Raw genomic sequence first — 25249 nt, 5'->3', positions numbered from 1 at the left:
TTTAATTCCCCTGTCTAACAATTTTATAGAATGAACGAACTGTAAAGATATAATATATGCCGTAAATTGCAGAATAAGCAATCATCCACAGTATTACTGGTTTCGTTATATCCATACCAAATAGCTGTGAAAAGGCTAGCAGCGCAAATGCACTATGTGCGATACCAACAACGAGTGGTGCACTAAAGATAACGGCAACCTGTCCTGCAACTGTTTTTAATATCTGTTTTTTATTAACACCGATTTTATTTAAAATCGCATATTTAGACTGATCTTCCTCAGCCTCTGTTAAAATTTTAAAGTAAATAATACTTCCTGTCGCCGCTAAAAATACTAATCCTAAAAAGCTTCCTACAAACAATAGTGATCCTACAGTAGCTAAACTAGCCTCATAACTTTGTGGAACACTTGAAAACCCATCCTGCTGTTCAGTAGCTAGTTGATTGGAAATCTCCTTTGAAATATCCTGTTGCTTCAAGTCATTATCCATACCAACTACCTGCATTTTAACACTTTCTGCATTTGTTGCTGTGAACACTTTATCATTAACAACGAGTACTGTACCAGCTGGTAAAAAGTTTAACACACTCTCCGTATACATTTTATCAACATGGAATGATTCCCCGTTCTCCAATTTAAACTCTTCACCCGTAAAATCATGTGAAAAACGTTCATCGAAAGTTGTATCAAGTAACACTGTTGAACCATCTGCAATGTGCAGTTCTTCATCTTTCCCCTGCAATTTTGCTAAACGATTATAGTCAGATTCCTTTAATAATGTATATTCAAAATACGAATATTCATTATCGACACGTAAATTTTTTACAGAAAGCGCTTCGTTGTACAAGACGTCTTCTTGCGAAAATTTTACTGTCTCACCCTTCCACATAAATGTGTTAGGTAACATTTGACGTACAGTTGCTTCCGCATTGTAATACATCCCGAAAACGCCGCCACCTGCTGTAATCGTCGTCGCACTTAAAATAGCGATGATCGAAAGCGATTTAGCGTTTGCTCGAATACGGTACAATAATTGTGATACCCCGATTAAGTTCAAGCCTTTCCATGACCAAGAAGTTGCATTTTTCAACGCCGTTAACACAAATACGCTAACACTATGGAATAACAGATATGTCCCTGCAATGGTCACACCTATAACCATTAATGGCGTACCTAGTATTGTGAAGAATCTCCAGATATCACTTGTAAATATATCGTCAGATGCTGTGTAATAACCAAATGCAATTAGCGCTGCCCCAAGAATAGCTGCTACTAATGATGCACGTGGAATCTTCTCTCCTTGCTTCTCAGCATGGAACAAGTCAATCAGTTTAAATTGATAAATGACACGATAGCCCTGTAAAGATGTGAATAAAAATAGTAGCGCAAAAATGCCTGTTGTATTTACTAGAGCCTCAGAGGAAAAAGTTAAACTTCCTACAACCTCATAGCCCATTAAACGAACTAAAATCATTAATAGCCCTTGTGACATAAAGAATCCAAGAACAATTCCTAGTACTAGAGAGACAAGCCCAATCACTAAATTCTCGAAAAAGAGCATTAAGCCAATTTTCTGCTTACGCACACCTAGTAAAGAGTAAAGTGCTACTTCCTTTTTTCGTCTCTTCATAAAGAACGAATTGGAATACGCCATAAAGATGATGATGAAGAATAATAGCACAACGGATGATGCACTCATCAATCCTTTAATTTGCTGCGATGATTGTTTTAATGCTGAAAGATCATCATTATATTTCAATGTCACAAACGTAAAGTAGATGACGATACTAAAAACCATCGAGGCGATATATAAAAAGTAGTTCGACAAATTACGTTGAACATTTTTTCGCGCTAAACTAAATAACGTCATTTACTCCACCTCCGATGCCAGCAAGCACCTGTAAAATCTCTTGGAAGAACTGCTTTCTTGTTTGAGTACCACGATGAATTTCCTTAGAAAGCTGTCCGTCCTGAATAAATAGAATGCGCTGACAGAAGCTTGCTGCAAATGCATCATGCGTAACCATCATAATAGTGGACGCTTGAGAATTATTTAAATCACTTAAGCTTTCAAGCAAATCTGTTGCTGATTTTGAATCAAGAGCACCTGTAGGCTCATCCGCAAAAATTAATTTCGGTTCTGTAACTAATGCACGTGATGATGCTGTACGTTGCTTCTGCCCACCTGAAATTTGATATGGGTATTTATCAAGTAAGTCTTTTATCCCAAACAGTGTAGCTATGCGTTCTACCCTTGCGTTAATTGCCTTTGTTGGCACTTTTGCAATCGCAAGAGGCAGTACGATATTTTCACGAACTGTTAAAGAATCGAGTAAGTTATAGTCTTGGAAGATAAAGCCTAGATTGTCGCGACGAAAATCTGCTAACTCTGCATCCTTCATGCACGCTAAGTTTGTATCACCAATAATAATTTCACCAGTCGTTGGCGTATCAATTGTAGCTAACACATTTAATAACGTCGATTTCCCAGCCCCTGAAGGCCCCATTACACCAACAAACTCTCCTTTTTCTACTTCAAATGATATATTCGATAGCGCTGTAAATGTATTTGCGCCTTTGCCGTAAGTCTTTTCTACATTTTGAACCTTTAATAATGGCGTCATAAACGCTCACCTCTTCTTTCTGACTTTAGTATACGCCCTCAAACTTACAACAAATTTGTCCCAAGCTTACAACAACCTTAAATCAACCTATCCACATGACATACGTTTTAACAAAATATCGCCTAACTTTTGAAGTTTATCGCCCAATTTTTTAGTTTTATCGATAAACTTTTGCATTTTATCACCCAACTTATAATTTTTATCGACATCCACCCTCAAATGAGCATAAAAAAGGATTCACACACAAAACTGTGCGTGAATCCTCAACTTTATTATGATAAAACTTCTTTAATATCGTCCTCAAAGCTACTTGGCTTATCAGCTGATCCATAGCGTCCGACAACTTCACCATTGCGATTCACAAGGAATTTTGTGAAATTCCATTTTATACTGTTGCCGAGAAAGCCTTTTGAATGCGATGTCAAATGCTCAAAAATAGAGTGTGCACCCTTACCATTGACCTTCACAATTTCATGCATAGGGAACGTCACGCCATATGTTAAACGGCATTGTGACGCCGCTTCCTCAGCAGTCGCCACTTCTTGTTTAAACTGATTGGATGGGAAGCCAAGAACAACAAGACCTTCATCCTGATATTTTTTATATAGATCTTCTAATTCTTCAAACTGCGGTGTAAAACCACATTTGGAAGCCGTATTAACAATTAGCATTGCCTTGCCCTGATAACGATCTAAGCTATATTCAGTACCATCTCCCAAAGCAACCTGAATGTCGTAAATGCTCATTTCTAATAACCCCTTTCGTTATAAACGCGCATTTATTCTGGCCACCTGCTGTAGTGGATCCCAAACACCATTAAATGGAGGCGCGTAGGCTAAATCTAAATCTAGTAAATCAGGTAACGTCATTTTATTGTATAAGGCTGTCGCAAACACATCGATCCGTTTATCAATACCTGCCGGACCGACAATTTGTGCGCCTAAAAGCTGTTGATCTCGTTTACGAACAACAATTTTAATGAACATCCGTTGGGCACCTGGATAATATCCCGCAATATGGCGCGCAGACAATTTAAAGGCTTCATATTCAAAACCTAGCTCTTTAGCATTACGCTCATTAATACCTGTCGTGGCAATCGTTAAATTGAAAAACTTTAAGATCGACGTACCTACAATCCCGCGAAACGGCGCAAACTTGCCCGACATATTGAGTCCTGCTAAACGACCTTGCTTATTAGCTGTCGTTCCAAGAGGTATATAATCTAGGCGTTCTTTCACAATATTAAAATGCGTTGCACAATCTCCCGCAGCATAAATATTTTCAACAGATGTCTCTAAATGTCGATTGACAATAACCGCACCATTTTTCTCTAGTGCTATACCTGTACCTTCTAAAAATTGAGTATTTGGTTTAATCCCCGCAGCCATAATGACTAAATCCGTATCAAATGCGCCATTGTCTGTTATAACACGCTCAACACGGTGATTCCCCTCAAATGCCTCTACTTTTGTATTTAGCACAAGCTCGACATCATTCTTTTTCGCTTCTTCATGAACATGTTGTGCAAGCTCTTCATCTAGGATTCTTGCAACATAGCTACCTCGTTGAATCAATCTTACTTTTTTGCCGCAAGCATGGATCGTCTCGGCCATTTCTAGCCCAATATAGCCTGCGCCTATAATTGTTACATTTTCTATATCCGGCGTTAAATCGGCTAGTAACTCATCTAGCTGAGGTATTGTTTTCACCGTGTGTATACCCGCTAAATCCGAACCTTTCTTCACCGGCATAATAGGATCCGCGCCTGTTGCAATAAGGAGCTTATCATAAGGAATTTCAAATGATTCACCAGATGACTGTGTTCCAAAAACAAGCTTCTTGTCTACATCAATTCCGTTAACCTCATGACCAACACGAGCATCAATACCGTACTTATCACGAAAAGTTTCTACATCTCTTGCTATAAGACGCTTTGTCGATGAAATACGCCCATCTACAACATAGGGCAAGCCACACTGCCCATATGAATAAATAAATCCACGTTCTACAGATATAATCTCTGCCCCAGGTACATTTCGATATATTTCCATTGCTGCTGACATTCCGGCAGCATCTCCTCCGATGATTACGTATTTCATCCAACAATCCCCCCTATTTTTTTCTCGTTGCTAATAAGCCTGCATAATAGTCCATATAAAAACGGCGTCTACCTCCACTTACAATGACACGAATAACATGAATAGCAATAACTATCATTAGAACAAAGTTCGCTATAAAGGCTGACAATGTAATGACAATTTGTAGTACATAAAATGGTGAATCCATATCTAATTCTATGTTCCCTATAATTGTTATAATCTCCGACGTGCAGACTATCACGAGAATAGCAACACAACGACGCAACGATTGACTGACAATACTTTTGCCGTTTTCACTGACCATTGTAAATCGCATAAACTTCATCCCTAATGTTGCACCTTTTGTAAAACTCGGAACAACACCAAAGAGCAACAAATACAAAGCAATTTTTATTAAAAACTCAAAAATGCCACTATAGCCTATTACGACACTAACGAAGAACAAAATGACTTGCGCTATAAATAAATCTATTGCTAGTGCCAACAATATCGATAATGGTTTGACAATATCTTTCTCGACCATTTCTGCTGCTTTAGCCGTCACCTTTTCATGAGAAGGAAACAGCGCCCACACAACAGGGGCTAAGAAGAACCCTAATAGTGCACCAACACTGTTAAGTATTAAATCATCCACATCAAAAATTCGATACGCACAATTAAAGATGCCATAAATCCCTGTATATTGGGTTACCTCATAAAACAATGTTAGCAAAAAGCTAAATAGAAATGCACGTTTCCAGTACTTTCTTTTTTTAAGGAAATAACGCAAGTACACGCCAAAAGGCATGAGCAGCAAGAAATTAAAAAATGCCTGAAAAAAAGCAGGCTGCTTCGGTATATAAATCCATGTTGAAGGATTCGTCAAAACAATCCCACTATCCTTTAAAATATCCGTAACAAATTGAAAAGGATGTAAATTATAATGGACTGTATCTGGGGCTTGCAAAGAGCAAGTATCACGTGTTTCTGGGAAAGGCAATAAAACTAAGCATAATGCCGATAAAAAGTAAAAAATAAATGAGAACGTAATAATCGTTTTGGATACAGATAAATAGCCATATTTCCGATACGTATAAATAAGCCAAGGTACAAATAGCATAAAGGATGAGAAAATTGTTATTAATAAAGCTACCATTATAGAATGTGTATAAACTGACATAGAACACCTCTTCGTTTAAAAATCGGCTATTCACCATAGGTTTGTTTTCCGTTCTGGCTGAGCACTTTCTGGGACGGTGCATCCAATTAGCCGCTTTGGTGATTAAGCCTAAGAATTTCTTAAACTTAGTTTACCCTTTTAACACAACACTACTATTTCATTAATCTTAAATAATCCTTAATTAGTGATGTAAAGTTAAAATTCCACTTAAACTCCCATGAGACAAACAAGTGTACACCAATGTAACTCGTGCCTGTCCACAGAAAGCAAAGCGGAATTTTATCGAATAAGAAAATATTTATTTTTGTTGGAAATGCTTTTACGCAGACCTCTACGCTTTTGCGATTTCCTCTTTGCAGAATGTTAAAATCTCTTCTAGCTCTTCATCCTCTAATGCAAAATCTAAATACTCACTTTCTGCTTTTTCTATGATGAAGTAATTTAAAATAAATGACTCTTCACCTTTTTCAGCGATTAGTACACGAATTTCAATTCCTGCTTCGTGATAAAGCTCATCTTCTTCATCAATATCTACATCTAAAATAAATTCGTAACGCTTGCCTTCAATAATGTTTGTTGGATCTAAAATTTCTTCCATTGAGAATTGTGTAATTTCCATTGTACGATCTCCTTTAAGTTAACCTATTCTTATATATTAAATCAAATTCAGCATGGGTCAAATAGAAAACTCGTATACACTCGAAAGTAATTATGCCACAATGAAAATAAATTAATTGAGAGACGTGATTCTCTTACATAAAGGAGGCTTTTTCTTGAAAGAGCTACTATATTATCAAGATGTTATGTTACGTGAATTTAATGCAAAAATTATCAATAAAGGAAGAGATGCAGATGGCCGTAACTACGTGGTGCTATCAAATACTGCATTTTATCCAACGGGAGGCGGACAACCTCATGACACTGGTACTTTAAACGATATCGAGGTTATCGAGGTCGAGAAAATCAATGATGAAATTCGCCATTATATTCAAGGCGACCCTACTAGCTTAGTTGGAGAAGTGCATGGACAATTGAATTGGCAACGACGGTTTGATCATATGCAGCAGCATGCAGGTCAACATATTTTAACTGCGGCCTTTGTCGAGCTTTTCGATGCACAAACTGTTAGCTTCCATTTAGGTAGTGAGCAAGTCACAATTGATATTGCCGTGGATGTCCTAACGGAAGAACAGCTTGTTGCCGCGGAAGCCCGTGCCAATGAAATTATTTTAGAGAACCGCCCAATTGACACGACATGGATTACAGAAAAAGAACTAGAGAACTACAGCCTACGTAAAGATGTAGCCGTTACAGGAGATATTAGACTTGTTATTATTCCAGACTTTGATTACAACGGTTGTGGTGGTACACATCCAACATCAACAGGACAAGTCAGCGCAATAAAAATCCTAGGCACAGAAAAAATGAAGGGCAATATTCGTGTCTCCTTTGTATGTGGCCATCGAGTTTTAGCGGAGCTAGCCATGCGAAAGAAAGTTCTAGCTGACGTTGCAAGACAATTAAGTGTACCTGAAATTGAAGCAGCTACAGCACTTACAAAAATCTTAACAACACAGAAAAATACAGAAAAGGCACTTGTGGCGGCAAAAGAAGAGCTGCTAAATTACGAAGCAAAAGCGTTAGTTTCTAGTAAAGAACGCCTTATTACTGCCGCTTTTACTCAACGGACTATGCAAGAGCTTCAAAAATTAGCTCGAACTGTTGTCACTGAGCAGGTAGAAGCTATCGTATTACTTGTTTCAGAAAATGAAGACAAGCTTCAGTTTGTTGCAGCACGTGGTGCAAAAGTTGAAAAGAGTATGAAGGACATTGCCGGGAAGGCACTGCCACTCATTAATGGAAAAGGCGGCGGCAGTGATCAGATGGTACAAGGCGGTGGCGAGCGTATTATCTCTACCGAGCAACTATTTGAAGCAATGCAAGAAGTACTAAACTAACCTTTTCGATTACAACAAAGGAGCTGTTCCATTACTAGGATGGCTCCTTTATTCATTTATGCATTCCACCACTTGCTGCACATTCTATCGCCGACATCTCCCCATCGATAATTATCCACAGACAATTGCTCAGCTAAAGTAATCAATCCACCAACAAATTATTTTATCCACAAGTTATCCACAAACAATACACAAATTACCCACAAGTCCTCTCGATTATATCTAATTGATTCACCAGATAAAAAAACTTTCCATAATGATTTATAAAAACAGAATAGTTCCTAGTACCACCCGAACTACTCTTTGAATTACCAAACAAGGCTGATTTTATATCGGGATGGGCATGGGTTCTACTTTGATTATGAAATACTCATTTATCTTGTTAAACGTATAACAAAAAAGCACTGCGTAGCAAAGACGCAGTGCTTACTTTTTCTTTAATTCCATTACAAGAATTTCTGGTGGATTAAAAATTCGAATAGGTACTGTACTATTACCTAATCCTCGACTAACGGCCATAGTTGTTGTTCCTTCTTCAAAAACACCTGCCGTATACTTCGGAAGTATTCCCTGTCCTCGTGCGAAAAGACCACCAATACCAGGAATTCGAACTTGTCCACCATGTGCATGCCCTGCAAATACTAAATCAATTCCATATTCCACATACGTATTAAACACTTCTGGTCGATGCGCTAGTAAAATCGTTAATATATTTGGTGGAACATCTTTTGTTGCTATTTCTAGCATTTCTTTCGTTGTTCTACCCGATAACGGATCTTCGATGCCAACAATTGCCAAGCGCTCCCCGTCGCGCTCAATAATGGCCGATTCATTGGACAATACATGTACACCTAACGATGATAGCTCGTCATAAATTACATTCACTTTATTCGTCGCTACTTCATGGTTTCCTAGTACATAATAAACATCCGCTAATTTAACTAATCCCCTAACAGCCTGCAAGCTTCGCTCCAAATTATAACGATTACTATCAACTAAATCACCTGTAATAAAAATCAGGTCAGGATTTGTTGCTTTCACCTTTGCTATGAGTTTCTCTTGATGTTCACCAAAGAGAGCATCCTGTAAATCTGTTATTTGCGTAATGCGTAGTCCATCAAAGCCGGCGGGCGCTTTTTCTGACTCGAATTCATACTTGCTTACAACCAGCCAATGATTGTTTACGTACAAAAAAATGACTATAAAAACAACAAAAAAAGCTACATATAATAATTTTTTCAATCGCAATCGCTCACTTTGTGGCTACTTTTTCAGAAAAAATCTGACTCTCCTATTATAAGCATAAAACAAGGTAATTGTAAGCATATGCACATAAAATCATTAGATTGCACAAAAAGAGTAGCTCGAAATGTACCGATGACCGAGGATCTAACTAGCCAGTTTTTCTATAGGGGATCCCATGTATGGATACCTCAACAAATGAAAATAAAAAACGCATTTAGACACTCCTTTAAAAGAGTCTAAATGCGTTTTATTACTTATAATACTTTTTCTAAAAAATCTTTCGCACGTTGTGTAGATGGTGATGAGAAAAACTGTTCTGGTGGTGCGTCCTCAATTAACTTTCCGCCATCAAGGAATAGTATACGGTCAGCCACTTCACGTGCAAAGCCCATTTCATGCGTTACGATTAACATCGTCATACCCGTATCAGCAAGATTTTTCATAACGGCTAATACCTCTTTTACCATTTCAGGGTCAAGAGCTGAAGTAGGCTCGTCAAATAAAATTACTTTTGGATCCATTGCTAGTGCTCGAGCAATAGCAACACGTTGCTTCTGTCCTCCCGATAGACGGCTTGGATATTCATTACGCTTATCAAATAAGCCTACTTTCGTTAATAAATCTTCAGCCTTTTTGATAGCCGCTGTCTTATCTATTCCTTTTACATTAATCGGTGCGTATGTTAAATTTTCAAGTACCGTTTTATGAGGAAAAAGATGAAAATGCTGAAATACCATACCGACCTCTTCACGGATTTTCATAATGTTTGTCCCTTTGTCCGTTAGAACGTCACCCGCAATTGTAATCTTTCCACTCGTTGGCTCTTCTAATAAATTTAAGCAGCGCAGGAATGTTGATTTACCAGACCCTGATGGACCAATAATAGCAATTACTTCTTTTTCTTTAACTTCTGTTGAAATACCCTTTAGTACTTCGTTTTGTCCATATGATTTGTGTAAATCTTCAATTTTAATCACTTCTTCTCATTCCTTTCTCAATTCGTCTACCAAGGAACGTTAATACAAGCGTCATAATGTAGTAGATTACACCCGCAAATAGTAAAGGCTCAAGATAGCGATATGTTGAACCGCCTACAATGTAAGCACGGCGCATAATATCAAGTGCACTAATAACCGTCACGACAGCCGTTTCTTTATTTAATGTAATAAACTCATTCACTAATGATGGTAAAATATTTTTTACGGCTTGTGGGATAATAATATCTTTCATCATTTTCGCATATGGAATACCTAGCGCTTGTGCCGCTTCCATCTGTCCTTTATCAACCGCATTAATACCAGCGCGAATGATTTCTGAAATATAAGCACCTGAGTTTAACCCGAATGCAATAATAGCCGTTGGAACTGGGTCAATTTGAATATCTAATAATTGTGGCACTGCATAATAGATAATCATTAATTGTAGTACGAGCGGTGTACCACGGAAAATTGATGTATAAAAATCTGCAAACCAACGTAAAACACTCACTTTACCAATTTTGCATAACGCTAGTAATATACCAACTATAAAACCGATGATTGATGCACCGAATGCAATTTGAAGTGTAACACCTATCCCTTTTAATATATAAGGAATAGAGGGAATGATAGCTGTAAAATCTAAATTCACAGTGCCCCCTCCTTTCTTGTTCTTTTTTCAGGAAATGAAAGATATAAGCGATAGCTCAAGATAGAGCTATCGCAGTAAACTTACTTATTTAACTTTTAACCATTTTTCTTCTAGCTCTTGAATTTTACCTTCAGCAGCTAATTCTTTTAATGCTTTGTTAATTTTATCTTTAAGATCGCTACCTTTTGGAACAGCGATCGCTTTAAAGTCTTCAGGTTGCTCTTTAACAGGGAACGCTTCTAGTTTATCGTTCGTATCAAGATAGCCTTTCGCTACGCCACTTTCTACAATCCCAGCATCTAAACGCTTAGACATCATGTCTTGAACAATTTCAGGAATTCGAGTACGACCTTCAACAGTGGCATCTACTTCTTTAGCAATTTTATTTCCTAAAGTTTCTTGAATAGAAGCGTTTTGAACACCAATTTTTTTACCGGCTAAATCAGCCTCTTTTTTAATACCGCTATCCTTTTTCACGATAAATACTTGCTCTGTTTGATTATATTTATCAGAGAAATCTACAACTTTTTCACGTTCTTCATTAGGTGACATACCAGAGATAACAATATCAATTTTTCCGGCTTGTAGAGCTGGCACTAAACTATTGAAGTCGATATCTTGAACTTCTATTTCTGCACCAATCTTTTCACCAACTAATTTAATTAAATCAATATCAAAACCAATAATATCATCACCTTTTGCAGCATCAACATACTCAAATGGTGCATAATCAGATGAAGTACCTACTTTTAATACTTGCTTTTGTTCTGTGCCTTCGTTAGCATTTGAACCTTTATCGCTTGCCTTATCATCTTTTGCGCCACATGCCGCTAGGACAGCAATTACTAGCACGAGCATAACCATGAAAAATTTGTTTTTCATATTCAACAATCTCCTTTTATTTATGTTTTATTATCTATAATACTCTTGTTCTTGAAAATAAACGCATGGATATTTATACAACTAGGAGAATAAATATCTATCTGCTAATAAGATATACTCTTTCGAAGTAATAATCAAGCTAATCTGAAAATTTCCCGATAAAATATTATATACATAATTTTCGGAAAAATCAATCCATTTAGATTTACGACCGACAAAATAAGCTCCTCGATCATACTCCACCGGCCGCTTCATTTGTACTCCCAACAACTTATACATGGCGTACGTTTTAACAAAAAAGACCCCGAAAATGGGGTCTCAGATTATTAACTAACGCTACTCCTACGGGATAAGCTAGAGCCAAGCCCGAGATACCTTTGGAGGTTGCCACTTATTTTATTTTTCATCTGCAAATAGCTTTTCCTTTAGCTCATCCTCTCCGGACCCTTCTGCTAAAGGTACGCGAGATCGATACGCAGCACGACATATTAAATGCCCTGCTACAGGAGCTGTTACAAAAACGAAGCCAATTCCTAATATTAAACGTACACTAACATATCCATCATGAACCCAAAAGTAAATAAATGCGCCTAATAGACATGTTAAGACCGACAATGTCGAACTTTTCGTTGCGGCATGTGAACGCGTGTATACGTCCGGTAAACGAATCATCCCAAATGCACTAATAACACTTACAATGGAGCCAATCAATATAAGTATAACTGCCGCCCATTCAATCATTTGATTTACGTTCAACAATCACACCTCTTTCAATATATTTCGTAAATGCAATCGTGCCGATAAAAGCTAAAATCCCTAATATTAATATCGCCTCTAAATACGCCTTTGTTTTCAAAATAATAGAGACGATAGCGATTGCTGAAAGTAGATTAACACCTATTGTATCAAGTGCAATAGCACGGTCAGGTAACGAAGGGCCTCGTATCACACGAAAAAGTGACAACGCAATCGATACACTGAATAATGCAAGAGCTAAAAGTAAAATTTTATCAATCATTAACGTGTCACCTCCATGATCGCTTGTTCAAATTTCCCTATTGAACGAATGACTGCTTCTTTCGATTGTTCAATATCCATTGCATGAATATAAAACATATCTCCCTCTTCAGAAACTTCCATCACGACTGAACCTGGAGTCAGTGTGAGCAACAATGCAAGAGCTGTTATTTCCCAATCTCCTTTTAGCGCTGTTTTATACGTAAATATTCCAGGAGTTATAGTGAGCTTCGGCGTCGTAATTTGTTTTAATACGCTGTAACTCGATAATAGTAGCTCCCAATTAAAGAGCCATAATAATTTAATGATTGAAAACACACGTCGTAAATAAAATTGTGTGCCGTAAAAGCGGTGCATCGCATATAAAATCCCTATTCCGACGATAAAGCCCATTAGAAATGTCGAAAACTGTGGTACCACTTCATCCTGTAACAAGAGCCAAAGTGTTGCGATAAATAAATTCAGAATAAATTGCATCGCCATTATTCATTCACCTCACCTTGCCATGTTGTGCCATCTAGCACTGCATCAATATAGATTGATGGCGTATAGAGTGTCTCTGCCGCGTCTGTTACATACGGAGCCATCCATTCAGCTCCAATTCCTAAAGCAATCGTACAAGCGGCCAACAATGTTAATGGTAAAACCATACGCTTTGGTAACGGCTTTTCATCCTCTAGGCTAATAATCGTTTCCCCAAAGAATGAGGAAAGAAATATTCGTAATAGGGAATACAAAACAATTAAACTAGATAAAAATCCTAGCCCTAGTAGAACAAAATTACCGCCCTCAATAGCTCCTTGTCCTATTAAAACCTTCCCTAAAAAGCCACTCAATGGTGGTATCCCAGCAAGGGAACACATGACAATAAAGAATAACCAGCCAAAAAGAGGGTAATTTCGAATAAGCCCACTCATTTTATCAATAACCGTTTCGCCAGTAACATACATCATCATGCCAACTGCTAAAAACAGCATGGCCTTAGCTACCATATCGTGCATCAAATAGTATGTTACGCCCTGTAAGGCAGACTCGGTACCGATCGCTAGACCAGCTACTATAAAGCCCACACCAATAAGGACATTATACGAGGCAATTGTTCTTACATCTCGTCCTGCTAGTGCTCCCATACATCCAGCAATAATCGTCAGTCCCGCCATAATTCCTAGTATCATATGAGTCACTTCAGTATTATTCGGGAAAAGTAATGTAAAAGTGCGGACGAGCGCATAAATTCCAACTTTTGTTAATAATGCAGCAAAAAGTGCGGCTATAGCTGTTGGTGGTGCACTGTATGAGCCTGGGAGCCAGAAGAATAATAATAGGCCAGCCTTCAAGCTAAAGACAATTAAGAAAATAAGAGCCACAGTCGTGATCAGTGGGTCAGCTCCTAGCTCCATCACGCGGACTGAAATATGTGCCATATTCAACGTTCCAACGGTTCCATATAAAAAAGCTAATGCCACTAGGAAAATCCAAGATGCAACAATATTAATAAGGACATATTTTAATGCCTCTCGCAGCTGAACTTTCTCGCCGCCTAAACTAATGAGTGCATATGAAGCAAGTAACATCACCTCAAAGCACACAAACAAGTTAAAAACATCACCTGTTAGAAATGAGCCATTCACACCCGCCACCATAAGTAGGACAAACGGGTAAAAATACATCTTTTCAAAGCTCTTACCGATTGTAAAAAAGGCATATAACAGACAAATGGCTGCGACAATATTCGCTACTAATACGAGAAGCATTGCGAACGAATCAGCAACAAATAAAATGCCGAATGGCGGTGCCCAGCCACTAAAATCAATACGCATTACACCCTGTTTTTGAATCTCTAGCAATAAAATAACACTAATAAAGGCAACAAAGCTTAATGTCAATAAACTAATGATGCGCTGCAAAAATACATTGTCACGTAAAAACACAAGTAAAATGGCCGTAATAACCGGCACGATTAATGGTAAAACAATCATATTACTCATCCGGCGTACCTCTCAATTCATCAAAATTCGCCGAACCGTTCGTTTTATAAGCTCGGTAACCGAGAACAAGCACAAATGCCGTCACCGCGAAGCTAATCACGATTGCAGTTAAAATCAAAGCTTGCGGCAGAGCATCTGTGTAAGGACCTTCTGATTCCTCTAAAAGTGGTACATTCCCCTTCTTCAGTCCACCCATCGTTAAAATCAGTAAATGTGCCGCATGCGATAATACCGCCGTTCCTAAAATCACACGTAATAACTGTTTCGAGAGGATTAAGTACGTCGCAACAGCTACTAATACACCAACTAACACTAGTATTAAAGACTCCATTGGCTACTCATCCTCACTTATACTTAAAATAATTGTGACTACAACACCAACTACTGTTAAAGCTACACCAGCCTCGAAAATGGTTACCGTCGAAAAGCCCATCTTCCCGAATATCGGTACATTTATATAGCTATGTGTCTGCGTTAAAAACGGAGCATCAAAAAATAGTGAGCCAATTGCTGTGCCCGTCGCAAGTAATACGCCAAGTGCAGCAACTTTTTTAAAATCAAAAGGCATCCCTTTATGCACTGTTTCAATGTCATACGCTAAATATAGTAGAACAATGCCGGAGGCTAGTACGAGACCACCTATAAAACCCCCACCCGGAGCATGATGTCCTGCAAAGAATAAATAAATACCAAGGGTTAAAATTATGAATACGACTGTCTTTGTGACAGTACGTAAAATGACGTCATTGATTTTCATGATCCGTTTCCTCCTTTCGTGGCTTTAGCTTCGTTAATGTATACACTCCTAAGCCAGCAATCAGAAGAACGACAACTTCTAGCATCGTATCAAACGCACGGAAATCGCCTAATATGGTGTTGACGATATTTGAACCACCCGCCAGCTTGTAAGAATCATTGAAGTAAGTAGCTACTGGCTCAAAGCGATCGAAATGGACAACCGCTAAGCCTACTAATGTAACTGTGGCGCCAACGAAAATGGATATAATGACCTTAGACCATTTCATTTTTTTGCGGGAGGCTTCAGGCATTAAATCAGGTAAATATTTAAAGCATAGAAGGAATAAAGCAGTTGTCACAGATTCAACGACTAATTGCGTTAATGCTAAATCAGGCGCACGGAAAATCACAAAGAAAAATGCGATTGAATAGCCAAGTACGCCATTCAATAACATTGCTGTTACGCGTCCCTTAGCAAAAATTATCCATACGGCAGCGAACATCATGACAAACACTAAAATGAGCTCATAGGACTCAACTGCGGAATCCTTCGCAAAATTAAATGCAATAGCATCCGACCAAATAAAATATCCTGCGATAATGGCAACAAAGAATACATATATATAGACAAAATAATGTGTTAAATTACCTGTCATATACCGATTCGTAAGCTTTGCCGAACTATTTTCACCAAACTCAATCAAACGATTGTAATACATATTAAACGTATATCTTTGTGGGAATATCCGATACAAAGGCTTCCAGCTTTTTAACGTTTTAAACAAGATAATCCCTATAATAATGACACCAACAGTCATTAACAATTCAGCATTAATGCCATGCCAAGCATGAATATGTGGTGTTAATTCACTAGCCGATGGGAATGCTGGATAAATACTTGCCATAGCAGGCTCTAAAATATAATGCCCTAGCACATTCGGGAAGAAGAAAATCCCAACTACAAAGACGCACAAAATGATTGGCGAAAGTAGCATACCTAACGGAGCCTCATGCGGTTTTTTATCCAACTTATCAAGCTGTAGTTTTCCGAAAAACGTTCGACTAATTAAAATCATACAGTACACAAATGTAAAGATACTTGCTACCCATGCCACTATTGGAAATAATAATCCCAAATCAGAAATTGAAAATGCCTCTACATTGCGAATAGTTAATGCTGCAGCGAAAAACATTTCTTTACTTAAGAAACCGTTAAATGGAGGTAAGCCGGCCATAGAAAATCCACCAATAACTGCAATGGTGAAAGTTATAGGCATTAAAGCCATTAACCCTCCAAGACGACGAATATCACGTGTGCCCACCTCATGATCGACAATACCGACCATCATGAAAAGTGCACCTTTAAACGTGGAGTGATTAATAAGATGAAACAACGCCGCAAAGCTTGCCTGCGTGTAAAGAACAGTATCTGCAGCATAGCCGTAATAATGTGCTACTGATCCTAGTCCAAATAAACTCATAATCAAACCGAGTTGACTAACCGTTGAAAAGGCCAGTAACGCCTTTAAATCTGTTTGCCTCACAGCATTAAATGAGCCCCAGAACAACGTTACAAGACCAATCACACTGACTAGCCAGAACCAAACAGCCTCTCCTCCAAACACTGGAGAAAAACGTGCAACTAAATAAATCCCGGCCTTTACCATTGTTGCCGAGTGTAAGTAAGCACTGACAGGAGTTGGCGCCTCCATCGCATCAGGAAGCCAAATATGGAAAGGAAACTGTGCAGATTTTGTAAATGCACCGATTAGAATAAGGATTAACGCTGGAATAAACAGTGTGTGATCTCGTATAACCTCTACGTCGGCTACGATTTCACGAATACTAAATGTACCCGATGCTACATACAGCATCAAAAAGCCTGCAAGCATTGAAAGGCCACCAAAAACGGTAATAGTCATCGCTTTTCTTGCACCAGCACGAGATGCTTTTCGATGATGCCAAAATGCAATTAACAGGAATGATGACACACTTGTTAGCTCCCAAAATGTGTATAATACCATTAGATTATCTGAAAAGACGACGCCAAGCATTGCACCCATGAATAGTAATAAATAGCAGTAAAAATGGTGAAGAGATTCTTTCGTTGATAAATAAAATATAGAATATAAAATGACTAAACTACCTACACCCGTAATCAGCAAGCCAAAAATCATACTGAGTCCGTCGAGGTAAGTTGTGAAATTTATATTAAAAGAGGGAATCCACTCATATGTATGAATAAACGTTTTACCCTCGGCAATTTGAGGAATATAGCGCGCGAGTAAAAGAAATAGGATGAATGGAACGGATAAAACAAACCAGCCAAGATGTGCAACACGCCTTAACCGCCTATAAAGTAGTGGAATAAGCGCAGCACAAACAAATGGTAAAAGTATCGCAATGAGAACTGTAACCAAGTGAAAACCTCCTACTATCAATTTCGTTCAGCAACTGTTTACTATAGTGCGAAAAACTGTGACAACCGATAATAAAGTATTCCCAAATCTACTGAAGTTACTACTGTTTATACTTTATTTCGAACACAAAAATTCTATAGTAATCGCTGGAGACTCTAACTTTATTCAGCAAACGTTTACACTGAAAAAAAGTTAAGCCTTTTTGCCTCCCACCAGGAAGATATTAGATCAATAAAGCTAATTAACATATCAGAAATTTTCTTGAAATTTGATTTTTTCACGTAATAAACTTGAATTGGAAAGTAAGCGGTATGCGTTGTAATAATAGACATTATAAATATAGACAAATCTAGATTATTCAACATTCAACACATACTTTATGCAGAGAGAAGCTTTTGATGGTAGCACTGCATAAAACCTGGGGAACTTTTTTAGCTATTTAGCTTCATATCCTGAGAAGCAATAACCAATATCGCCTTAATCCTATAGAGAATGGCATGATTTTTAAACGAGATAATATGTACACACACAATGGCGTACCAAGTCACTTGACTATCTATTTAACTAACTGCATAATAGTGTGGCATATAGAAGCAATTGGTTTAAATGCACGAAATGCATAAATCAAATAACTGTAAAGTATAAAGATAACCCAGTTTTCTCAAGGTTTTCCCGATATATTGTCATTAACTTTTATACGTTTTTTAGTATACAATATAAATGAGCATAATGCACTGTATCAGCATCGATTTTAGCTGTTTTAGGATATTTTTTTCAAAATCGACAGTAGAATTAATAAAATAACAACATGATAAGAGGTGTTAATTTTTATGAAGCATGTAAAAGGGCGTTTAGACGAAAGTATATTAGTTTGTGTTTACTATGGGCTTAACGGCGAGCGATTAATACGACGCGGTCATAAAATGGCTACAATGCTAGATTGTCCACTCTATATCCTTTCAGTCGATTCGCAACCCCTTGATGCCTTTGACGCAGAGAAGTCGAGCTACATTGAGCAATGGAAAAAGTTATCTGATGAGCTTGAAATTGAAGAGTTCATATTACAAGATAATGAAAAGCGTCCAATACAAAAGGTTATAGCAGAAGTGGCAAAAAATTACGGAATTTCTCAAATTATCGTAGGCCAAAGCGCACAAAGCCGCTGGGAAGAGATTACAAAAGGTTCTTTCCTAAATGTTTTATTAAAAGAGGTTCCTTTCGTTGATTTTCACATCGTGGCTGTCCAACGTCCAACTGACGATGATGATGCAAACGATACATATGAGAAAGGTGTACGTGCTTATTTAATTCAAGAACATGGAGACTTTAAAGTAGCATTTACATGTCCTAAATATGTATCCATTGAAGGGATATTCTTCAAAGAGGTTGGTACTGACTTTGATAATGGTATTTTTAAATTCACTTACAATGATAAAATGCATGAAGTTCACATATCAGAGGGCTATATACTAGATAAGGGAAAACTTCCTTCTGAATTTTTATCACCATTACGTCAATAATAAAAACGCGTTTCTCTAATAATTAGAGAACGCGTTTTTGCTTATCGATAAAATAATGAATACCTTTCACTTTGGAGGAAACAAACTCGATGCTCCTCGCGATCTTTATGATTACACCGCCGAAGCTGGCTTATCCTTAGGTAAGAAAAAGGCTACTAGTAATAATAATGGTAGCAAAGATACAACCATCATCGTAAAATCAATTCCCCTATGATCCATCAATACACCAATGACCATCGCACCTATTGCCCCCATTCCGAAAGCAAAGCCAGTTGTTAAACCAGCCATTGTACCAATTTTTGTTGGAACAAGCTCCTGTGCGTAAACCACCGTTACCGAGAAACTAATCATAATGAGTGTACCGATAATTACTAAAAATATAATAGCTGCCCATAATGGTACATATGGCAACGCTAAACAAAATGGCATCGGTACAACAACGGACAGTAAAATAACATTTTTTCTACCAATTCGATCTGATAATGAACCCCCAAAAAATGTACCAATAACGCCAAATGCCATAAAGGTGAATATTAAAACTTGGCCTAGTTGAAGGCTAACGCCATAATGATTCATTAAATAAAACACATAAAAACTTGTAATATTAGTTGTATAAAATGATCTCGCAAAAATAATAGTAAATAGTAACGTCAACGCAATGCCTACTTGTTTCTTCGTTAATGGAGGCAAGTTAGAAACTAATACTCGCTTTTTCTTTGCCATACGTTCTTGCTCCAACTGCTTCTTATACCACTTTGCAATTTTACTTAATAGTAGAATACCTATTGCTGCCACTACTAAGACCATTGCTGCACCACGCTGTCCAAAGATAGCGAAAACATAAGCGCTAATTAATGGTGCGAGTGCTTGCCCAGAGTTACCTCCGACTTGATAAATCGATTGAGCAAGTCCTCTTTTTGAGCCTGCTGCCATAAATGAAACACGTGAACCCTCAGGATGGAAAATAGCTGAGCCAAACCCTAAAAATAATACTGCAATAATTATTATCGAATATTGTGATGTGAACGCTATAATGGCTATGCCAATAAATGAACTAATCATACCAATTGGTAATGCATAGGGCATCGGCTTTTTATCGCTAACAAAACCTACAACCGGTTGCAAGGCAGAGGCAAACATATTTAATGCGAACGAAATAAGACCTATTTGAGTGAAAGTTAACCCTAAATCACTCTTTAATATTGGGAACATCGCTGGTATAACAGCTTGCATCGTATCATTGATAAGATGGGCAATACCTATTGCTATCATAATTGGATACACTGGGTTATTTAAATTTCCGACTTGTTTCATGCTGCCACCTCACTTTTAAAATTATCTCAAAATTTGGTTACAAATGATTGTCGCATACTATTGACCTTTTTGCACAAGCTATTTTCAATAGCGGTTTTAAGGAGTTGATTTATGTATGGACGATTTTATTCACGCTCATTTTTGGGAAATGATACTTAGAGCAACACTTTCTTTTTTCGCACTACTAATGGTAGCCCGAATTCTTGGAAAAAAACAGCTTGGTCAGCTTACATTTTTCCACTATACAACAGGTATCACATTTGGGTCGATTGCTTCTGAAATAGCAGCACAGGCAGAAACACCCTTTTTAGATGGACTTATTGCATTAATTTGGTGGGGCGTTTTAACATATTTGATGACTATCCTTACTATTAAATCTAAAAGAGCTCGTGTAATTGTTGATGATAAGCCAACAATCCTTATTCAAAATGGACTTATTTTAGAATCTGCTTTAAGGAAAAATCGTTTGCATATGGATGAGTTAACAATGATGCTACGAGAACAAGCTGTATTCTCTGTTCAAGATGTGCAATATGCACTACTTGAAACTACCGGTAAACTTAGTGTGCTACCAAAACCTACTGAACAACCGGCTACAAAACAAGATGTAAAGGCCGATGTAACACCACCAACTTATATTCCAACAGAGGTGGCTTCAGATGGGCAAATTATTTATGAAAACTTAGTTGAACTTGAGTTGACGGAAGAGTGGCTTATGAAAAAGTTAAAAAAACAAAATGTCCAATCCGTTACAGATGTCTTTTTTGCCCAAGTTCAAGCAAACGGCTCCTTATATATAAGCTTGAAGGATAAAGCAAGACGATCAAGCCCTTAACAGCTTGTCTCGTCTTGTTTTATTTATTAATATCTAACGGTGTCACAATGCCGATTCGTTTTCGAGGCGGCGTTACTTAAAAAAAACACCAACCCGATAAAAATCTACCAAGTTGATGCTCATGAATATAATTAAGTTATTTAAAAACAAAGTTAGACATGGAGTCCCCTAGGGCCGATTCGATGTCGATCATTTCGGTAATGCCACAGGACGTGGCGTTTTTAGACTGAGAAGAAGTTAGATTTTCGTCATCGATGCGTTTTTCTTCATCGTCAAAGCTCCGATACTCATACAAATTATCGTGATCGCTAATGTAATAGATAGACTCCACCAATAATCCGACATCTCCATCGTGCCCCTCATTAATTGAACGCCATATACCGGCAGTTTCCACGGTGATATTGTCCAAAATGCCCCTACTATAGCATCCACTATTTGCCCGATAAATATGACAGCGAATGCACATGCTGTTGCTACCACTGTTGTAAAAGCCGCACTCATCATTAATGTCACTGCTATCACGAAGAGTAGCCAAGAAAAATACGTGAAAAAACTTGCCATAAGTGTCCCTATCTCAAATGTCCCATAAAGCACGACCGTATAGTATACGCTCGCAGCAAAACCAGCTAAAATGCTAATTAAGCTTACAGTACTCATGACGATAAATTTGCTCATAAAATAAGCGCCGAACGATATAGGACGGACATACAATAAAGTAGCCATCCCACTTGCTCTTTCTTTACTAATTGCTCCTACAAAAGAAGCTATTATTACGAGTAAACCTATCGTTTGAAATTGGCCAATGGAAGCTTGTAATAGGTCAACTGGCATTAATTCCGGCATCAACATTTCAAAGCCTTCTGGTAAGTTACCAATAGCATTTAAAATATCCATCATGTAATAGTTTGTTAGCGGATCACTCATACCAAGCAACGCAAATACAAGAGGTATCCATAAAAACTTCCAACTTCGCCAAGCTTCTCTGAATTCCTTTTGCAGAAGTACAGTAAATCCTCTCATATTTTTCTCGCCACCTTCATGAAAATCTCTTCAAGTGATGCTGTTTGCCGCTCCACTTTTCGTATTTTATAAGGATTACTACTTAAATATTGAAGGAGCTCTTGCATACTCGGCTTTTCATTAATAATTTCTATATATACATTACGACCCTTTGCTTCTCCAACAAGTTCAGATTGACTGGCAAAAAGTTTTGCCTCTTTTTCAGTGCTAAATTCTACAACATAATTTGGTTCATCGAAACGTTGTCGAACTTCACGTAATGTCCCCTGTTCCACTAACTTCCCATCACGTAAAAACAATAATTGATCGGTCATCTCTTCGGCATCATTTAAAATATGCGTCGAATATAAAATAGTTGTTTCTAGTTGTAAGCCCTTTAACAAATCAAGAACTTCTCTACGACCTACCGGATCCAATGCAGATACAGGTTCATCCAATAACAGTAATTTAGGCTTATGCACAATTGCCTGGGAAATTCCAAGCCGTTGCTTCATGCCACCAGAAAATGTAGCAATTTTTTTATTTAAATCATTACCTAGACCTACAAACTCAAGTGTTTTTTGTGCCTCTACTATTGCTTTTTTTGGAGGCACACCATTTAACTTTGCAGCCATTTCAGTAAACTCTAACGCACTTAACCAAGGATGGAATTGTGGATATTGCGGCAAGAAACCAATATTAGCTCTTAAATTACCATCTAGCATTTTCACACTTCCAGAGGTTGGTTTTAATAAACCTGTTAACATCGATAATGTCGTTGTTTTACCAGCGCCATTAGGTCCAATTAAAGCTGTCGATGTATTTTTTTCTAATGTGAATTCCACTCCGTCCACAACTACTCTTTCTGCAAATTGCTTTGTAAGTCCTGTTACCTGAAGTAATATTGTCATGATTGTTTTCTCCCCACTATAAAGTACGCAATCGAACCAATGTAACTAGTAAAAATGATAAGAAACACCCATAAAATTTTAGGCCCATTTGTTGCATGGATTTTTCGTAAATCAACTAGAGCTATAATCATTAAAATAAATTGGACAACAATTAGTGGTGCTATGACTGCCCATGGAACTTCCGCTAACTCCTCCATCATAGAGATCACCTCACCTTTGTTATATCATTACTATAACAAAAACTGTTCTAATGTGCATAGCACAATTTTATGTATGTTGAGAATGGTCAATCTATGCACATGACATACGTTTTAACAAAATGTCATCCAACTTTTTAATTTTATCGGAATACTTTCAGATTTTATCGACTAACTAAAAAAGAAGGTGCACCAAAATCTGGTACACCTTCTCATTTATTTATATAACTTCTGCAAAGCATCTGCCATTTTTGGTCGAATGGTTACTTGTGGACGCGCGTTCTTTACAGCTGCTTCCGCTTCCTCTAGAGAATCCGTCATGCCAAGCTCCATTAGTACAGCAGTGGCTGCCACTCCTGCGCGACCTCCCCCATTTCCACAATGGAAGTACACTTTCTGCCCACTCTCATAGGCAGTAACAATTTCTTTCGCAACTTTTTGAATAGATGGTGCTACTTCTATGTCCTCATCAGCAATTGGCATATGCTTGTACACATATGAAGCCGCATCTTGCTCCTCATTAGATAGGCCATTTACGCGAACATCAATCACAATATCCACCGTTTCTTGTTCAAAAGCTACATCTGCATCTTTCGCACCGCCAAAGAATAATCGATCCTTCACTAATACATCGTAACTTTTCTCCATTGTATGCACACTCCAAACGACTATTTAAGTAAATGCTTAATATCATCAAAGTATGGAAGAGCTGTTAATGCCCCTGCTTTAGTAGCTGCCAAAGCACCTAGCTTATTGCCAAAACTTGCACAACGAGCAAGTTCTTCCTCTGTTGTAGGTAAACCATTATAATGAACATCGCGTAATACACCAGCCATAAATGCATCTCCAGCACCTGTAGTATCTACTGGCACAACCTTTTCTGTCGGTACATGGATAACCTCACCATTTAATACCGCATATGTGCCATTTTCCCCTACTGTTACTAAAATAATAGGCACTAAATAGCTGTTTAATTGCTCAATTCCCTCTTCCAAGCTTGTTGTTTCTGTCAGGAAAAATAATTCCTCATCAGTGACCTTTAAAATATCTACGTTCTCGAAAAATGACGTGATCGTTTCACGGCAAATCTGCTCACTACTCCAACGTAGAGGGCGAATATTCGCATCCATTGCAATAATTGCGCCTTTTTCTTTTGCCATCTCTACAGCAGCACGTGTTGTCTCAAGGGCTGTAGGATGGAACATAGTTCCCGAGCACACTGTTAAAGCAGATGCATGTTTAAAAGCTGCTTCATTTAATTGCCTTGCTTCTACTTGTAAATCTGGCGTCTCATCGACATAATCTTTAAAAATTCGTTCGCATGCCTCCGTTAAATGAACATAGACACCGCTAACACGCTTCGCAGGGTCAAATACCGCATAATCCAGGTTTACTCCTTCTTGCGCAAGGCCATCTCGAACGAATTGAGAGCCTTCGTCGTCTCCAGTAATCGTAATTAATGCAGATGGGGCACCGATACGGCTAATTCCCGCAGCAACATTTACCGTCGCACCGCCCATATATTTAGTAAAAGATGTATTTGTTACATCATCAGCGATATAGTCAATAAAAGCATCTCCATAAACTAAAATATAATCCTTATCTTCCTTTGTCATTGTTGTCCTCCCGAAACTCTAGTCTTTATAGATTAACACGAAATCAGATATCGTATAAAGTTTTAAACTTTCGGAAAAATAATCAATTATGCCTTAGC

The 25249-nt window shown here is 37.9% G+C and carries 26 protein-coding genes; 3 read left to right on the top strand and 23 right to left on the bottom strand.

What is annotated here, in order from left to right:
- Nucleotide 1: 1 nt before the first annotated feature.
- From AC3WSK_RS19860 to AC3WSK_RS19835, 6 genes are all read right to left on the bottom strand, one after another.
- Nucleotides 2–1870: an FtsX-like permease family protein gene (locus AC3WSK_RS19860; RefSeq protein ID WP_492414384.1), complete on the bottom strand. Its 1869-nt coding sequence runs from the start codon at nt 1868–1870 to the stop codon at nt 2–4.
- Complete coding sequence (locus AC3WSK_RS19855) at nt 1857–2624, bottom strand: ABC transporter ATP-binding protein (RefSeq protein ID WP_427484562.1); 768 nt, start codon at nt 2622–2624, stop codon at nt 1857–1859. Before AC3WSK_RS19855 ends, AC3WSK_RS19860 begins: the two co-directional genes overlap by 14 nt.
- 272 nt (nt 2625–2896) lie before the next feature.
- The gene (locus AC3WSK_RS19850) at nt 2897–3370 is read right to left on the bottom strand and encodes a glutathione peroxidase (RefSeq protein WP_427484563.1); all 474 of its coding nucleotides are present in this window, start codon (nt 3368–3370) and stop codon (nt 2897–2899) included.
- A gap of 18 nt (nt 3371–3388) precedes the next feature.
- Nucleotides 3389–4723 (bottom strand): FAD-dependent oxidoreductase, encoded by a 1335-nt coding sequence (locus tag AC3WSK_RS19845; RefSeq protein ID WP_079562774.1) that lies wholly within the window; start codon nt 4721–4723, stop codon nt 3389–3391.
- A gap of 13 nt (nt 4724–4736) precedes the next feature.
- The gene (locus AC3WSK_RS19840; RefSeq protein ID WP_427484565.1) at nt 4737–5882 is read right to left on the bottom strand and encodes a VanZ family protein; all 1146 of its coding nucleotides are present in this window, start codon (nt 5880–5882) and stop codon (nt 4737–4739) included.
- A 331-nt stretch (nt 5883–6213) separates the two neighbouring features.
- On the bottom strand, nt 6214–6501 hold the full coding sequence (locus AC3WSK_RS19835; RefSeq protein WP_079562772.1) for a DUF6509 family protein: 288 nt from the start codon (nt 6499–6501) through the stop codon (nt 6214–6216).
- Between the two features lie 154 nt (nt 6502–6655).
- Here AC3WSK_RS19835 and AC3WSK_RS19830 point away from each other — a divergent pair, with 154 nt between their 5' ends.
- On the top strand, nt 6656–7840 hold the full coding sequence (locus AC3WSK_RS19830) for an alanyl-tRNA editing protein (protein ID WP_427484566.1): 1185 nt from the start codon (nt 6656–6658) through the stop codon (nt 7838–7840).
- A gap of 426 nt (nt 7841–8266) precedes the next feature.
- Here the strand turns inward: AC3WSK_RS19830 and AC3WSK_RS19825 are convergent, their stop codons facing one another.
- The 11 genes from AC3WSK_RS19825 to AC3WSK_RS19775 all read right to left on the bottom strand — a co-directional run bounded on the left by AC3WSK_RS19825 (nt 8267) and on the right by AC3WSK_RS19775 (nt 17759).
- Nucleotides 8267–9082 carry a metallophosphoesterase gene (locus AC3WSK_RS19825; RefSeq protein ID WP_079562770.1) on the bottom strand — a complete coding sequence of 272 codons (816 nt, stop codon included), beginning with the start codon at nt 9080–9082 and terminating at the stop codon, nt 8267–8269.
- Nucleotides 9083–9339: 257 nt separating this feature from the next.
- Nucleotides 9340–10062 (bottom strand): amino acid ABC transporter ATP-binding protein, encoded by a 723-nt coding sequence (locus AC3WSK_RS19820; RefSeq protein ID WP_079562769.1) that lies wholly within the window; start codon nt 10060–10062, stop codon nt 9340–9342.
- The gene (locus tag AC3WSK_RS19815; protein WP_079562768.1) at nt 10055–10714 is read right to left on the bottom strand and encodes an amino acid ABC transporter permease; all 660 of its coding nucleotides are present in this window, start codon (nt 10712–10714) and stop codon (nt 10055–10057) included. The genes AC3WSK_RS19820 and AC3WSK_RS19815 overlap by 8 nt, the downstream gene beginning before the upstream one ends.
- Before the next feature lie 84 nt (nt 10715–10798).
- Nucleotides 10799–11596 carry a transporter substrate-binding domain-containing protein gene (locus AC3WSK_RS19810; protein ID WP_079562767.1) on the bottom strand — a complete coding sequence of 266 codons (798 nt, stop codon included), beginning with the start codon at nt 11594–11596 and terminating at the stop codon, nt 10799–10801.
- Nucleotides 11597–11992: 396 nt separating this feature from the next.
- Entirely contained in the window at nt 11993–12352 is a 360-nt protein-coding gene (locus AC3WSK_RS19805; protein ID WP_079562765.1) for a Na+/H+ antiporter subunit G, read from the bottom strand.
- Nucleotides 12330–12614: a Na(+)/H(+) antiporter subunit F1 gene (locus AC3WSK_RS19800; protein WP_079562764.1), complete on the bottom strand. Its 285-nt coding sequence runs from the start codon at nt 12612–12614 to the stop codon at nt 12330–12332. Before AC3WSK_RS19800 ends, AC3WSK_RS19805 begins: the two co-directional genes overlap by 23 nt.
- Nucleotides 12614–13096 carry a Na+/H+ antiporter subunit E gene (locus AC3WSK_RS19795; protein WP_079562763.1) on the bottom strand — a complete coding sequence of 161 codons (483 nt, stop codon included), beginning with the start codon at nt 13094–13096 and terminating at the stop codon, nt 12614–12616. The genes AC3WSK_RS19800 and AC3WSK_RS19795 overlap by 1 nt, the downstream gene beginning before the upstream one ends.
- Nucleotides 13096–14601: a Na+/H+ antiporter subunit D gene (locus AC3WSK_RS19790; protein WP_079562762.1), complete on the bottom strand. Its 1506-nt coding sequence runs from the start codon at nt 14599–14601 to the stop codon at nt 13096–13098. Before AC3WSK_RS19790 ends, AC3WSK_RS19795 begins: the two co-directional genes overlap by 1 nt.
- The gene (locus AC3WSK_RS19785; protein ID WP_079562761.1) at nt 14594–14932 is read right to left on the bottom strand and encodes a Na(+)/H(+) antiporter subunit C; all 339 of its coding nucleotides are present in this window, start codon (nt 14930–14932) and stop codon (nt 14594–14596) included. Before AC3WSK_RS19785 ends, AC3WSK_RS19790 begins: the two co-directional genes overlap by 8 nt.
- A gap of 3 nt (nt 14933–14935) precedes the next feature.
- Complete coding sequence (locus tag AC3WSK_RS19780; protein ID WP_079562760.1) at nt 14936–15358, bottom strand: Na(+)/H(+) antiporter subunit B; 423 nt, start codon at nt 15356–15358, stop codon at nt 14936–14938.
- Nucleotides 15345–17759 (bottom strand): Na+/H+ antiporter subunit A, encoded by a 2415-nt coding sequence (locus AC3WSK_RS19775; RefSeq protein WP_427484568.1) that lies wholly within the window; start codon nt 17757–17759, stop codon nt 15345–15347. The genes AC3WSK_RS19780 and AC3WSK_RS19775 overlap by 14 nt, the downstream gene beginning before the upstream one ends.
- A gap of 830 nt (nt 17760–18589) precedes the next feature.
- Between AC3WSK_RS19775 and AC3WSK_RS19770 the strand changes: the two genes are divergently transcribed.
- Nucleotides 18590–19279 carry an adenine nucleotide alpha hydrolase family protein gene (locus AC3WSK_RS19770; RefSeq protein ID WP_079562758.1) on the top strand — a complete coding sequence of 230 codons (690 nt, stop codon included), beginning with the start codon at nt 18590–18592 and terminating at the stop codon, nt 19277–19279.
- A 111-nt stretch (nt 19280–19390) separates the two neighbouring features.
- On the opposite strand, the gene AC3WSK_RS19765 is transcribed toward AC3WSK_RS19770, so the two are convergent.
- Nucleotides 19391–20593: an MFS transporter gene (locus AC3WSK_RS19765; protein ID WP_079562757.1), complete on the bottom strand. Its 1203-nt coding sequence runs from the start codon at nt 20591–20593 to the stop codon at nt 19391–19393.
- Nucleotides 20594–20708: 115 nt separating this feature from the next.
- On the opposite strand from AC3WSK_RS19765, the gene AC3WSK_RS19760 reads away from it, so the two are divergent.
- A complete protein-coding gene (locus tag AC3WSK_RS19760; RefSeq protein ID WP_079562756.1) occupies nt 20709–21428 on the top strand; it encodes a YetF domain-containing protein in 720 nt (239 codons plus the stop codon).
- A gap of 237 nt (nt 21429–21665) precedes the next feature.
- Here the strand turns inward: AC3WSK_RS19760 and AC3WSK_RS19755 are convergent, their stop codons facing one another.
- The 5 genes from AC3WSK_RS19755 to AC3WSK_RS19735 all read right to left on the bottom strand — a co-directional run bounded on the left by AC3WSK_RS19755 (nt 21666) and on the right by AC3WSK_RS19735 (nt 25151).
- Nucleotides 21666–22448: an ABC transporter permease gene (locus AC3WSK_RS19755; protein WP_079562755.1), complete on the bottom strand. Its 783-nt coding sequence runs from the start codon at nt 22446–22448 to the stop codon at nt 21666–21668.
- On the bottom strand, nt 22445–23338 hold the full coding sequence (locus tag AC3WSK_RS19750; protein WP_492414385.1) for an ABC transporter ATP-binding protein: 894 nt from the start codon (nt 23336–23338) through the stop codon (nt 22445–22447). The genes AC3WSK_RS19755 and AC3WSK_RS19750 overlap by 4 nt, the downstream gene beginning before the upstream one ends.
- Complete coding sequence (locus tag AC3WSK_RS19745) at nt 23335–23538, bottom strand: PLDc N-terminal domain-containing protein (RefSeq protein ID WP_079562753.1); 204 nt, start codon at nt 23536–23538, stop codon at nt 23335–23337. The genes AC3WSK_RS19750 and AC3WSK_RS19745 overlap by 4 nt, the downstream gene beginning before the upstream one ends.
- A 213-nt stretch (nt 23539–23751) precedes the next feature.
- On the bottom strand, nt 23752–24183 hold the full coding sequence (locus tag AC3WSK_RS19740) for a protein-tyrosine phosphatase family protein (RefSeq protein ID WP_492414386.1): 432 nt from the start codon (nt 24181–24183) through the stop codon (nt 23752–23754).
- A gap of 20 nt (nt 24184–24203) precedes the next feature.
- On the bottom strand, nt 24204–25151 hold the full coding sequence (locus AC3WSK_RS19735; RefSeq protein ID WP_427484571.1) for a carbohydrate kinase family protein: 948 nt from the start codon (nt 25149–25151) through the stop codon (nt 24204–24206).
- Between the last annotated feature and the right edge of the window lie 98 nt (nt 25152–25249).

The organism is Lysinibacillus sp. EB271-A1-10B (genome assembly GCF_058791335.1).
The sequence above is the reverse complement of the archived record's forward strand: the minus strand, read 5'-3'. Positions and strand labels throughout refer to the sequence as shown.